Below are 12,412 nucleotides of genomic sequence, written 5' to 3'. Positions count from 1 at the left end.
CCGTCAGCCCACGCCGGATCGGCGAAATCGTCGCCGCCGCACTGCACCTGACTCACTACGAATACAAATATCTATCCGGATCTTGTTGAGATCAGGTCAATAGGTTATCCACAGGCCCGGAAAATTCTCTTCTGCGGTGGCGCCCATTGACTACTCTTGCCAATGCGTCGCCCCCCAGCCGGCAAATAAGATCGGAATCCCCTCAGCGGCTGCGACAGACTTCCCCACGCAAAGATCCGCGACGCGCTAACGGCATTTCGGCCGGGCGCATATCCCGGCCGATCCCCCGGCAAGGATGTGACCCCATGCTGGACACAGGCGGCGGTGGCGGAGGAACGCCCTGGGAGTCGATGACGCTCCACTTGATGCAGCGCCTGATCCAAAACCCCGATGTCCAAGCCCACTGGCAGCTGGTCGAGGCGTGGAACAAGTCCGCCCAACTGCTCGGCGACCACCTGTGGCAGATGCAGGAGTACCGAAGCAACCTCGCGGCCGTCTGGCCCCCGCAGAAGAGCCCAGCCGCAGCCGTCTACCTGGACCGTCTCGACGAGCTGATCAGCAACGTCAAGGAGACCTACGAAGCGTCGATCGCCAACCACCGCGCCTTTTCCGCGGTCACCGGGTCCATCCACCAGGCGCAGGCCCAGATGCGAAAGATCTACCAGGAGTACCAGATCAGCAGAACAGCGCAAAACGGCAGCACGCCGACAGCCCAGGTTCACCAGGAGCAACTGCGCCTCCAGGCCGTCAAGCTGCTCAGCAGCGTAAGCACCGACCTCGCCGTGGCCCAGTCCCAGATCGTCAAGCCAGCCCCCTATGCCCGATACCGCAAGAAGGGCAAGGACTCAACCCCGGTAGGCGGTGACGGCGAATTGGTCGCGCCACCTCTACCCCGGATAACGCCGAGCGTTTCGAACGATCGTGACGCGGCAAAGTCGACTCGCACGGCGGTGCCCTCAGTTGGCTCAGCGCCGGCCAGCGGCGCTCCGCAGCCTGGATTGATACTCGGCGGGACTACGCAACCTCCGACTCCAACGTTCAGCCCGGTCAACCCGGTGCTACCCGGCGGGGCCGACGGCCCCGTTACGGGCCCAGGCCTCGTTCCGCCCAGCACAGCGCTGCCTCCCCGTCTTGGCCAGCCGTTAGCCCCACCGGTGCCCGGTGGCAGGCGCGGTGGCGACGTCGCTCGAGGAGGAATCACCGAGCCAGGCGTTCTGCCCGAAGGCGAGATGCGGTCGGGGCCATCCGGCGGATTGATCGGCGGGATGCCCGGTTATGGCGGCGGCCGCGAGGGTTCCGGACGCAGCGGTGCAAGGCGAATGAATCCTGTCGGCGGCACTATCAGCGGCGGTGATCGCTCACAAGGGTCCAGGCGGGGCGTCGGCGGCGGGTATTTGTCCGGCGTGTACGGGCAAGCCCCTCCCGGTGGACGTCAAGGTCGCGCCGGCGAGGCAGGCAGCAAGCGCTGGGACCCGAACAACCCGTGGGAGACGGCCGTGGGCGTCGATCCCGTCGTCCTCCCGCCACCGGAATTACCCATCGATCCAGGACCGGCGATAGGACTCGAGTGAGAATGCGTTTCCGATTTGGTGCAGCCGCGGGAGTTGTCACCCTTGCGGCCGCTTTCACCGTCCCCGCCGGCCCGGCGATCGCCGACAGCACGCGAAGCGCCCAGTGGTACCTGAAGACGCTCGACGTAGCACAGGCGCAGGCGATCACGAGAGGTTCCAGCGTGACAGTTGCCGTTGTCGACAGCGGGGCCTATCCGCATCCTGACCTCCGCCGAAATCTGCTCCCCGGCAGAACCGTGATCGCAGGCGAGAGCGGCAGCGACGGGCGCACGGACCATGACGGCCACGGCACCAACATGGCCGCGATCGTCGCTGCGCACGGCCGAGGCGATGCCGGTGTCCTCGGCGTTGCCCCGGCGGCGAAGATTCTGCCGGTAAGGGTCGCCGACACTCAGGCTCAGGGCGCCGACGCAGACCTCGGCAACGGTGTGGAGTGGGCGGTGCGGAACGGCGCTGACGTCATCAATGTCTCCGCGGGCGCGGGACCCACGCCGGAGATCGAGAACGCCGTCGTCGATGCCCTCAAGGCCGACATCGTCGTCGTCGCGGCGATCGGCAACAAACCCGAGTCCGCGATCAGCGACTACCCCGCGGTGATGGACGGGGTATTGGCCGTCGGTGCGACCGGGCGCGACGGAAAGCACGCTTCGTTCTCGTTGGCCGACCCAAGGGTTCAAATCTGCGCGCCGGGCGACCGGATCAGGACAGCAATGCCGGAGTCGACGTATGCCGACAGCACGGGGACGTCGCCGGCGGCGGCGATTGTTTCTGGGGCGGCTGCTCTGGTTCGGGCGAAATTTCCTCGGTTGTCGGCTCGTGAGGTCATCCATCGGCTGACTGCTACCGCCGATGATGTCGGGGCGCCTGGGCGGGATGACGAGTGTGGCTATGGCGAGCTGGACATTGTGAAGGCGTTGACCGCTGACGTGCCGCCGCTTGTGCGTTCCACCGCCTCCGCGACGGCCAATGCCAGCTCGGTGGGGAGTGGGAAGGACGGCTATCTCGACCCGAGGGCGACCACCGCCGCCGTCACGCCGGAGGCGCGACCGGGCTCGGAGCGGATACTCCTTGTGCTTGGTGCGCTGGCTGGGCTGGTTGTTGTCGGTGGGGCGGCGGGGCTCTTCGCACTGCAGCGACGACGGCGGCGGTGACGACAGGTGCGGTGACGACAGGTGCGGCGCCGGCGGCTCCGACGGACGACAACCGCTGCGGCGGCGGCTGCGGCGGGGGGCTACTACGGCGGGACGGCGGCGGCAGCGGCAGCAGCGGCAGCAGCGGCGATGGCAGCTCCTGATGCGTTGGCGGTGGCGGCTGGGCTGACGGCGGCGGCTGCGGTGGCGGTGGCGGTGGCGTGTGGGGATGAAACTTCGGGCGGAAACGCGGGGGTCTGTGCTCCTTCGGTGGGGTTGGGGCTTGTAGCCTCGGGGGCGTGGGAAACGACATCGGCTACCGGCTTGTTCTTGCCTCGGCCAGCCCGGCTCGGCGTGCTCTGCTGAGCGCCGCGGGGATCGATGCTGAGGTGATGGTCAGCGGGGTGGATGAGTCCGTCGTGGAGGCGGGCGACGCGTATGAGTTGTGTCTGGCGCTCGCGCGGATGAAGGCGCGCGCCATCGCCGCCGAGTTGCCGCCGGATCCGGGGGTGCTGGTGCTCGGGTGTGACTCGGTGCTGGCGTTCGACGGGGAGATTCTCGGGAAGCCGGCCGATGCCGCGGAGGCTGCCAAGCGGTGGGCGATGATGCGTGGCCGCGAGGGCGTGCTGCACACGGGGCATCACCTGACGGGACTGGTCAGTGGGCGGCAGGCGGAGGCGGTCGGCACCACTGTGGTGCGCTTCGCCGAGGTCACCGATGAGGAGATCGCGGCGTACGTGGCTACCGGGGAGCCGCTCAACGTGGCCGGGTCGTTCACCATCGACGGGCGGGGCGCGGCGTTCGTGGAGCGGATCGAGGGTGATCCGGGCAACGTGATCGGGCTGTCCCTGCCGCTGCTCCGCAAGCTTCTCATCGAGATGGACGTCTCGATCACCGACCTCTGGCGAGCAAAATGACCGCTTTGTCCCAATAAATCGGGACAAAGCGGTTCGAGGCTCACCGCACCGAGCGGGCAAACTCCCGAGCGGCCCAACCGACGGCCGCCGCCGCGAGCACGGCCATGATGATCAGGCCCTGCCATACTGCCGGCGCGCCGAGATCGCCGCGGAACAGGGCGCGCGTCCCGTCCACCGCCCAGGAGAACGGGTTCCAGTCGGCGATGCCCTGCAGCCAACCCGGCGCGTACGTCAGCGGCAGCAGAATCCCGGAGAGCAGCAGCACCGGCTGGGCCACCGTGTTCATCAGCGGCGCCAACGCGTCCTCACTCTTCACCACCAGCGCCACGCCGTAGCTGAGCGCCGAGGTCATCAACGAGATCAGCGCGAGCATCAGGTACGCCAGCAGCAGGTTGCCGATGAACACGCGCAGGTCGAAGATCAGCGCCAGCAGCGTGATGATCACGGCCTGGGCGATCAGCGAGACCACGTCGCGCAGCGAGCGGCCGAGCAGCAGCGCCAACCGGCTGACCGGGGTCACCCGGGAGCGCTCGATCACGCCGGCGCGCAGTTCGGCGATCAGGCCGAAGCCCTGGAACAGGCCCCCGAAGATGGCCAGCAGAACCAACAGACCGGGGACGAAGATTTCGTACGCCTCGGCATTGGAGCCGACCTGGAGCGCGGGTTTGAGCAGTGGCGCGAACAGCAGCAGGTACATCACCGGCTGGAACACGCCCACGAAGATCCAGACCGGGTTGCGCAGGAGCAGCTGGATCTGCCGTTGGAAGATCAGCGAGGTGTCACGCAGCAGCTTCATGGGTCAGCTCTCCCGCAGGGATCGGCCGGTCTTGGTGAGGAAGACGTCGTCGAGGCTGGGCCGGTGCAGTTCGATCGCCCCGAGCGGGACACCGGCCGCGTCGAGAGCCCGCAGGATCTGCGGGATCGCCGTGGCGCCGTCCTCGACGAACAGGCGCACGCTGTCGTCGTACGTCTCGATCTTGTAGTTCTCCAGAGCCTCGGCCGCGGCGGCGATCGTGTCCACCGCCAGCGCCACGCGCACCACGTCGCCGGAGATCTCCCGCTTGAGAGACGCAGGCGTCCCGGAGGCGACGATCTCGCCGTTGTCCATGATGGAGATCCGGTCGCAGAGCGCGTCCGCCTCGTCCAGGTAGTGCGTGGTGATGAAGACCGTCATGCCCTCCGCACGCAGACGGCGGATCTCGTCCCACATGTGGGCGCGGCTCTGCGGGTCGAGACCCGTGGTCGGCTCGTCCAGGAAGACGACCTTGGGCTCGTGGATGATGCCGAGCGCGATGTCGACCCGGCGCCGCTGGCCGCCCGAGTACGTCTTGCACTTGCGATCGGCGTACTCGCTCAATTGGAAGCCCTCGAGCACCCTCGCCGCGCGCGCCTGGGCCGACGCCTTGCTCGCGCCGTACAGGCGCGACTGCAGCACCAGTTCCTCGCGGGCGGTGGAATCGTCCCAGGTGCTGCCGCCCTGGGCGACGTAGCCGATCCGGCGGCGCACCTCGCCGGGGTCGCGGCGCAGGTCGGCGCCGGCGATCGTGGCGGTTCCGCCGTCGGGCTCGATCAGGGTGGCCAGCATGCGCAGCGTGGTGGTCTTGCCGGCGCCGTTCGGGCCGAGAAACCCGAAGATCTCCCCCTCGGCCACGTCGAGGTCCACGCCGCGTACGGCCTCGACGGTCTTTTTCTCGCGCCCCTGGCGCGACATGAACGACTTGCGCAACCCGCGAGTCTCTATCATGCGGGCAGCGTACGATGGTCAAGTTTTACTAGTCAAACTTGATTACAGATGACCCGGCCATTCCTTGTCCAGCGGCACGCCGGCGATGTACGGCTCGTTGGCCTCGACCTTCTTCGCGGTGCGCTCGCACCAGGCGATCTCCGCCTCGGCACGCGCGACGGACAGTTCCCACATCCAGTTCACGTAGACCGGCTTCTGATCCGCCCAGTGCGACCCCATCGCCGCTTCCAACTGCCGCACGCCGGCCCGCAGTTGGGTGGCCCGGTTGCGCAGCGCCGCGGCGGCCTCGTCCCGCGGCAGGGCCGGCAGGAAGGAGAAGGCAGCCATGAAAGGGTCGGGGCCCGGCGCGATATGCCACCACGCGTTGCGCAGCAGCGACTGGAACTCGGCCTTGCCCTTGTCGGTGATCTCGTACGAGGTGCGGGCCGGCCGGCCGCCGACCTGCTCGGTGCCGACCTCGCGGATCAGGCCCTCCTCGCCGAGCTTCCGCAAGGCGTGATAAATCGACCCGGGCTGGATGTTGGCCCATTTGTCCGCACTCCAGCTGAGCAGCTCGCGCCGCACGTCATAGCCGTGGACGGGCTGCATCCACTGCACCAGCCCGAGGATCATCATGCGCGTCGCCGACACTACTTAAGAGTAGAACTGCCACTAAGCTCAGGCCGTGCGCAAGGTATTGATCGCGAACCGTGCCGAGATCGCCGTCCGGGTCATCCGGGCCTGTCGGGATGCCGGCCTCGCCAGCGTCGCCGTCTACGCCGACAGCGACCGGGACGGCCTGCCCGCCCGGCTCGCCGACGAGGCGTACGCCCTGGGTGGCGAGACCGCCGCCGAGACCTACCTGCGGATCGACAAGCTGCTCGACGTCGCGGCCCGCAGCGGCGCCGACGCCGTGCACCCGGGCTATGGCTTCCTCTCCGAGAACGCCGAGTTCGCCCAGGCCGTGCTCGACGCCGGCCTGACCTGGGTCGGGCCGACCCCGCAGGCGATCCGCGACCTCGGCGACAAGGTCACCGCCCGGCACATCGCCCAGCGTGCGGGCGCGCCGCTGGTGGCCGGCACGCCCGAGCCGGTGGCCGGCGCCGACGAGATCGTCGCCTTCGCCCGCGAGCACGGGCTGCCGGTGGCGATCAAGGCGGCCTTCGGCGGCGGCGGCCGGGGGCTGAAGGTGGCCCGCACCATCGAGGAGATCCCGGCGCTGTTCGAGAGCGCCACCCGCGAGGCGGTCGCCGCGTTCGGGCGGGGCGAGTGCTTCGTCGAGCGCTATCTCGACCGCCCCCGGCACGTCGAGGCGCAGGTCCTCGCCGACACGCACGGCAACGTCGTGGTGGTCGGCACCCGCGACTGCTCGCTGCAGCGCCGCCATCAGAAGCTGGTGGAGGAGGCGCCGGCCCCGTTCCTCAGCGAGGCGCAGCGCGCCCAGATCCACTCGAGTGCCAAGGCGATCTGCCGCGAGGCCGGCTACCACGGCGCCGGCACGGTGGAATACCTGGTCGGCCAGGACGGCACCATCTCGTTCCTGGAGGTCAACACCCGGCTTCAGGTCGAGCACCCGGTCAGCGAGGAGACGGCCGGCCTCGACCTGGTCCGCGAGCAGTTCCGGATCGCCGACGGCGAGGCGCTGGCCCTCACCGAAGACCCGACGCCCCGCGGCCACGCGATCGAGTTCCGTATCAACGGGGAGGACCCGGGCCGTAACTTCCTCCCGGCGCCCGGCACGGTCACGTCGCTGACCTGGCCGATGGGCCCGGGCGTGCGGGTCGACGCGGGGGTCGAGGCGGGCAGCGTGATCGGCGGCAACTTCGACTCCCTCCTCGCGAAGATCATCGTGGTGGGCGCGACCCGCGAGGAGACGCTCGAGCGCTCCCGCCGGGTTCTCGACGAGACCGTGGTCGAGGGCATCGCCACCGTGCTGCCGTTCCACCGCGCGGTGGTGCGCGACGAGGCGTTCACGGCCGCGCCGTTCACCGTCCACACGCGATGGATCGAGACCGAGTGGGCCGGCGGGGTCGCGCCGTTCACCGCGCCCGCGGCGGCTGCCGCGCCGGCCGAGCGCGAGACCGTCGTGGTCGAGGTGGGCGGCAAGCGACTCGAGGTGAGCCTGCCCAAAAACCTATTGGCCGGTACGGGTTCCGCACCGGCCGCCCGGCCCGGTGCGCGCCGGTCGGGCGGCGGTACGACGGCGAGCGCGGCGGGGGCCGGCGCGGCGGCGCTGACCGCCCCGATGCAGGGCACGATCGTCAAGGTCGCGGTCTCCGACGGCGACGAGGTGCAGGAGGGCGACACCATCGTCGTCGTCGAGGCGATGAAGATGGAGCAGCCCCTCCAGGCCCACAAATCGGGCACGGTCGCCGGCCTGTCGGTCGAGGTTGGCGCCACCGTCACGGCCGGCACCACCATCTGCACGATCGACTGAGGTCAGGTCGCCTTCTCGCGGTGCAGCTCGGCGAACACCTGGCGGGCCGCTTCGGCCGGGTCGACGTCGCGGTCCGGGAAGGCGCCGGTCAGCCACAGCGTGGCGAATCCGTGCGCCATCGACCACGCCGCCAAGCCGGCGGTGCGCACCTCGGGCGGCGCGGTCTCGGCGGCGCCGGGTTTCGCGGCCCGAGCCGCAGCACCGTCGGGCAGGTCCAGCACGGCGGCGTAGAGGGCGTCGGCCGCCTTCGCCCGGGCAGCCAGCAGATCGGGGTCGTCCGGGTGGTAGAGATCGGTGCGGAACATCACCTCGAACATCGCCCGCCGGTTCACCGCGAACCGGATGTAGGTCACCCCCAGCTCGACGATGCTGTTGCTGGCCAGCCGGGAGGTGGCCAGCGCCTTGGCCAGCTGCTCGAAGCCCTCGATCGCGAACGCGGTGAGCAGCCCCGCCTTGTCGCGGAAGTGATGGGTCGGCGCGGTGTGCGAGACGCCGGCCCGGCGGGCCAGGTCGCGCATGCTCAGCGTGGCCACGCCGTTCTCGGCGATCGCCTCCTCGGCCGCCGCCAGCAATGCCCGGCGCAGATCGCCGTGATGGTAGGCCATCGAGCCATGTTAACTTGCCAATGGAAAGATTCAGGAGGTGGGCAGCCAGAAGCGGAGCTTCTCGTCGAGCCGGTCGTGCAGGACGCCGCCGTTGCGCTCGATCGTGCGGCGCGAGGCCACGTTGTCGTCGTCGCAGGTGATCAGCACCCGGGGCAGGCCCAGCTTGGCCGCGATCGGCAGGGACGCCGCGAGCATCGCCGTCGCGTGCCCCTTCCGCCGGGCGGACGGGCGGACGTCGTACCCGATGTGGCCGTTCCGCTCGCCGGTGCGGCCGGGCGCGAGCCGATGCCGGATGCCCAGCCGGCCCAGATACTCGTCGCCCTCGACCCACCACAGGGACGTCGTCGGAACGAAGACGGCCGGGCGCGGCGTCTCCTCCAGCTCCTGCGCCAGCAGATCGTCGACGAACCGCGAGAACTCCGATTTGTCCTGCCAGACCTCGCCGTACACACGCAGATAGAGGCCCACATTGGACTGGTCGGACGGCCGGCCACGACCCTCCGCCCGATGCTCCGCCATGGCGCGCAGGAACGAGGCTTGAACGTCGGCGGTGGGCGAGGTCAGGGCGGGCACGACCCTCAGCGTAGGCGAGTGATGGTCACCTCGACGCCCTGCCCGGTGCTCTTCGGCCCGGCGTAGACCCCCTTGAGCGGCGGCACGTCCCCGTACTCCCGCCCGCGCCCGACCACGACGTGGCGCTCGCCGACCGACACCCCGTTGGTCGGGTCGAACGCCGTCCACCGGCCGACCCACCACTCCACCCAGGCGTGGCTCTGGCCGACGACGCTGTCCCCGATCCCGGCCGACGGCGCCGGGTGCAGGTAGCCGGACACGTACCGGGCCGGCAGCCCCATCTCCCGCAGCATGCCCACGGTCAGATGGCTGATGTCCTGGCAGACGCCCTTGCGCTGGGCCCACGCGTGCAACGCGTCGCTCTGCACCCCGGTCGCGCCGGTCTGGTAGGTCACCTCGCCGCGGACGAACTCGCAGACCGCGAGGGCGGCCGCGTGCGGGGTGGCGTGCGCGGCCTTGATGTCCGCGACGATGCCGCGCAGTTCGTCGTCGAGGCCGGTGCGCTTGCTGGGCAGCAGCAGCTCGTACCAGCGGTCGATCGCCTCCGGCCGGTCCAGCGCCGCCCAGCCCGTCCCCTCGCCGGCCGGGATCAGATCGCCGGGCGGCAAAGTCTCCACGGTGGACGTCGCGGTGACCGTGAGCGCCTCGTGCTGGGCGTGCACGTCGAAGGCGGTGACCACGGTTCCCCAGTAGTCCTCGTACCGGTACGTGCGGGCCGGCGGCCAGACCTCGACCCGGGCGTCGAGCACCGCCTGCCGGGTCTCGTTGCGCGGCCACATCCGGGCCTCGTTGTACGACGACGACACCGGCCCGGCGTAGTCGAAGCCGGTCTGGTGCTGAATGCGCAGCCGCCAGGAATCCACCGTCACGGTCTGCCTTCCGAAACGCGCCGAAAAACAAAGCTGAAAATCATGCAACCGCTCCCCGCACCCAGTTGACCGCCGAGGTCTGCCGGAAGTAACGCCGGGAGACCGCGTCGTTGACCTGCGAACACGTCTTCTCCAGGCTGGCCAGCACCGTCGCCATCTCGCCGATCAGCTCGTCGGCGCCACGGAACTCGAGGTTGGTGCGGGCCCGGCCGACGATGCGCTGCGCGTCGGTGGCCACGCCGGCCCGGCCCGGATCGGGCTCCAGATCGGACAGACAGCCCTCGGCGGCGGAGAGCGCGGCGAAGACGGACCGCGGGAACAAGCGGTCGAGCAGCAGGAACTCGGCCGCGTGCCGATCGTCGAGCGCACCCCGATACGTACGCAAGAAGGTCTCCCAAGCCCCGCTGGAGCGCAACAGAGTCATCCAGGAGGGAATGCTCCCGCCCGCTCTCTCGTGGGTACGGAGCAGCCGCGCGGTCATGTCGACCCGCTCGACGCTGCGGCCCAGCACCAGGAACAGCCAGCCCTCGTCCCGGCTCATGGTGGCGTCGGTGAGCCCGGCCATCACCGCGCAGCGCTCCCGCACCCAGCGGAAGAACGCGTGCACGCCCTGCTGCTCGACCCGCCGGCGGGCGTTCGGCAGCCCGTGCCAGGTCGCGTTCAGGCACTCCCACATCTCCGAGGAGACGGTCTCGCGGGCGCCGCGCGCGTTCTCCCGGGCCGCGGCCAGCGCGCCGACCACCGAGGAGGGGTTGCTGTCGTCCACGCCGAGCAGCCCGATCACCCGGGCCGAGGTGAACGGCCCGTCGACGATCGGCATGCCCATCACGCCGAGCAGCGAGCGGCAGGCCGCGTCCTCCTGTGTCCACGGGTCGGCGAGCATCCGCTGCAAGTGCACGTCGAGGATCCGGGCGGTGTCCTCGGCGCGCTCGACGTAGCGGCCGATCCAGTAGAGCGACTCGGCGATGCGGCTCAGCACGACGCCCTCCCCTGCTGCTGTTGTTGCTGTTGCTCCTCGCCGCCCGTGGCGCCCGGGCCGAGATCGGGGCTGGCGGCCGGCGGGAGCGGCGCCGGCGTGGTCGGCAGATGCGGCATCTCGAACGGCACCACGTCGTCGTCGCCGGCCAGCACCCAGGTGTCCTTCGAGCCGCCGCCCTGGCTGGAGTTGACCACCAGCGCGCCCTCCGGCAGCGCGACCCGGGTCAGCCCGCCGGGCAGCACCCAGATCCGCTGGCCGTCGTTGACCGCGAACGGCCGCAGGTCGACATGCCGGCCGCGAAGCCGATTGCCGATCAGCGTCGGCACCATCGAGAGCTTCACCTCACGCTGGGCGATCCATCCGCGCGGATTTTCCAGGACCTTTGCGCGTACGGCGTGCAGCTCCTCCGCGGAAGCCTGCGACCCGATCACGATGCCCGCGCCGCCGGCCCCGTCCACCGGCTTGAGCACCAGCGAGTCCAACTGCGGAAGCACCTCCTCCAGCACGCCCGGCTCGTCCAGCCGGTAGGTGTCCACATTGGGGAGCAGCGGCTCCTCGTTGAGGTAGTAGCGGATCAGATCCGGCACGTACGTGTAGAGCAGCTTGTCGTCCGCGACCCCGTTGCCCACCGCGTTCGCAATCGTCACCCGCCCGGCCCGCGCCGCGTTCAGCAGGCCGGCCACCCCGATCACCGAGTCGGCCCGGAAGTGCACCGGGTCGAGGAAGTCGTCGTCGATCCGCCGGTAGATGACATCCACCCGCTGCTCGCCGGCCGTCGTCCGCATCGCCACGTCGTTGCCGACGCAGACCAGGTCGCGCCCCTCGACCAGCTCGACGCCCATCTCCCGGGCGATCAGCGCGTGCTCGAAGTACGCCGAGTTGTAGACGCCCGGGCTGAGCACCACCACGGTCGGGTCGCTCACCCCGACCGGCGCGGCCGCCCGCAACGCCCGCAGCAGCATCGCCGGGTAGCTCTCCACCGGCAGGATCCGGGTCGCGGCGAACACCTCGGGCAGCACCTGGGCCATCGCCCGCCGGTTCTCCATCACGTAGCTCACCCCGGACGGGATGCGCACGTTGTCCTCGAGCACCCGAAAAGTGCCCTGCTCGTCCCGGATGAGATCAACCCCGGAAACATGGATGCGTACGCCGTTGGGCGGGTTGATCCCGGCCGCGGCCCGCAGGAAGTGCGCGCTGGTCGCGATGATCCGCCGGGGCACCACACCGTCGGCGAGCACCTGGCCGGCCCCGTACACGTCGGCCAGGAACGCCTCGAGCGCGCGGATCCGCTGGGCCACGCCGAGCTCCACCGACCGCCACTCGGCCGCGGCGATGATCCGCGGCACGATGTCCAGCGGGAAGGGCCGCTCGACGCCCTTGAGCGCGAACGTGATGCCCTGGTCCAGGAACGCCCGGGCCAGCACCTCGGCCCGGGTGCCCAGCTCGGCGCTGGACAACGGCTGGAGCGTGGCATGCAGCGCCTCGTAGCTCGCCCGGGGCATGCCGAGCTCGCTGAACATCTCGTCCCAGCCGGGGCCGAGGCGGTACTCCTCGAAAAGATCCGCCATGAGCGGACACTATGCGCCGCTGATTGCAGGCCTGTAACGC

12 protein-coding genes are annotated in these 12,412 nt (G+C 70.0%); 4 read left to right on the top strand and 8 right to left on the bottom strand.

From position 1 onward, the window contains the following. Positions 1–305 precede the first annotated feature (305 nt). From IH26_RS60455 to IH26_RS0141255, 3 genes are all read left to right on the top strand, one after another. The gene (locus tag IH26_RS60455; protein ID WP_157437628.1) at positions 306–1,571 is read left to right on the top strand and encodes a hypothetical protein; all 1,266 of its coding nucleotides are present in this window, start codon (positions 306–308) and stop codon (positions 1,569–1,571) included. Positions 1,572–1,573: 2 nt separating this feature from the next. Further along, a complete protein-coding gene (locus IH26_RS0141260) occupies positions 1,574–2,722 on the top strand; it encodes a S8 family serine peptidase (protein WP_030441737.1) in 1,149 nt (382 codons plus the stop codon). 278 nt (positions 2,723–3,000) lie between these two features. Then, a complete protein-coding gene (locus tag IH26_RS0141255) occupies positions 3,001–3,618 on the top strand; it encodes a Maf family protein (RefSeq protein ID WP_030441736.1) in 618 nt (205 codons plus the stop codon). 40 nt (positions 3,619–3,658) lie between these two features. On the opposite strand, the gene IH26_RS0141250 is transcribed toward IH26_RS0141255, so the two are convergent. Genes IH26_RS0141250 through IH26_RS0141240 form a run of 3 tightly spaced genes read right to left on the bottom strand, consistent with a single transcriptional unit; the run spans position 3,659 to position 5,992 of the window. After that, positions 3,659–4,414, bottom strand: a complete 756-nt coding sequence (locus tag IH26_RS0141250) for an ABC transporter permease (protein WP_030441735.1) — start codon at positions 4,412–4,414, stop codon at positions 3,659–3,661. Positions 4,415–4,417: 3 nt separating this feature from the next. Continuing rightward, positions 4,418–5,362 carry a daunorubicin resistance protein DrrA family ABC transporter ATP-binding protein gene (locus IH26_RS0141245; RefSeq protein ID WP_030441734.1) on the bottom strand — a complete coding sequence of 315 codons (945 nt, stop codon included), beginning with the start codon at positions 5,360–5,362 and terminating at the stop codon, positions 4,418–4,420. A 42-nt stretch (positions 5,363–5,404) separates the two neighbouring features. Beyond that, positions 5,405–5,992: a PadR family transcriptional regulator gene (locus IH26_RS0141240; RefSeq protein WP_342668347.1), complete on the bottom strand. Its 588-nt coding sequence runs from the start codon at positions 5,990–5,992 to the stop codon at positions 5,405–5,407. 34 nt (positions 5,993–6,026) lie between these two features. On the opposite strand from IH26_RS0141240, the gene IH26_RS0141235 reads away from it, so the two are divergent. Continuing rightward, positions 6,027–7,778 (top strand): acetyl/propionyl/methylcrotonyl-CoA carboxylase subunit alpha, encoded by a 1,752-nt coding sequence (locus IH26_RS0141235; RefSeq protein WP_030441732.1) that lies wholly within the window; start codon positions 6,027–6,029, stop codon positions 7,776–7,778. Between the two features lie 2 nt (positions 7,779–7,780). Here the strand turns inward: IH26_RS0141235 and IH26_RS0141230 are convergent, their stop codons facing one another. From IH26_RS0141230 to IH26_RS0141210, 5 genes are read right to left on the bottom strand one after another with little or no spacing between them, the layout of a single operon-like run. Then, positions 7,781–8,383 carry a TetR/AcrR family transcriptional regulator gene (locus tag IH26_RS0141230; RefSeq protein WP_030441731.1) on the bottom strand — a complete coding sequence of 201 codons (603 nt, stop codon included), beginning with the start codon at positions 8,381–8,383 and terminating at the stop codon, positions 7,781–7,783. A gap of 30 nt (positions 8,384–8,413) precedes the next feature. Next, a complete protein-coding gene (locus IH26_RS0141225; protein WP_030441730.1) occupies positions 8,414–8,956 on the bottom strand; it encodes a GNAT family N-acetyltransferase in 543 nt (180 codons plus the stop codon). Positions 8,957–8,961: 5 nt separating this feature from the next. Continuing rightward, complete coding sequence (locus IH26_RS0141220; protein WP_245665910.1) at positions 8,962–9,825, bottom strand: transglutaminase family protein; 864 nt, start codon at positions 9,823–9,825, stop codon at positions 8,962–8,964. A gap of 40 nt (positions 9,826–9,865) precedes the next feature. Further along, entirely contained in the window at positions 9,866–10,804 is a 939-nt protein-coding gene (locus IH26_RS0141215; RefSeq protein ID WP_030441728.1) for an alpha-E domain-containing protein, read from the bottom strand. Continuing rightward, entirely contained in the window at positions 10,798–12,372 is a 1,575-nt protein-coding gene (locus tag IH26_RS0141210; protein ID WP_030441727.1) for a circularly permuted type 2 ATP-grasp protein, read from the bottom strand. Before IH26_RS0141210 ends, IH26_RS0141215 begins: the two co-directional genes overlap by 7 nt. Between the last annotated feature and the right edge of the window lie 40 nt (positions 12,373–12,412).

The sequence above is a fragment of the Actinoplanes subtropicus genome (assembly GCF_000721705.1).
In the GTDB taxonomy this organism is placed as follows: Bacteria; Actinomycetota; Actinomycetes; order Mycobacteriales; family Micromonosporaceae; genus Actinoplanes; species Actinoplanes subtropicus.
The sequence above is the reverse complement of the archived record's forward strand: the minus strand, read 5'-3'. Positions and strand labels throughout refer to the sequence as shown.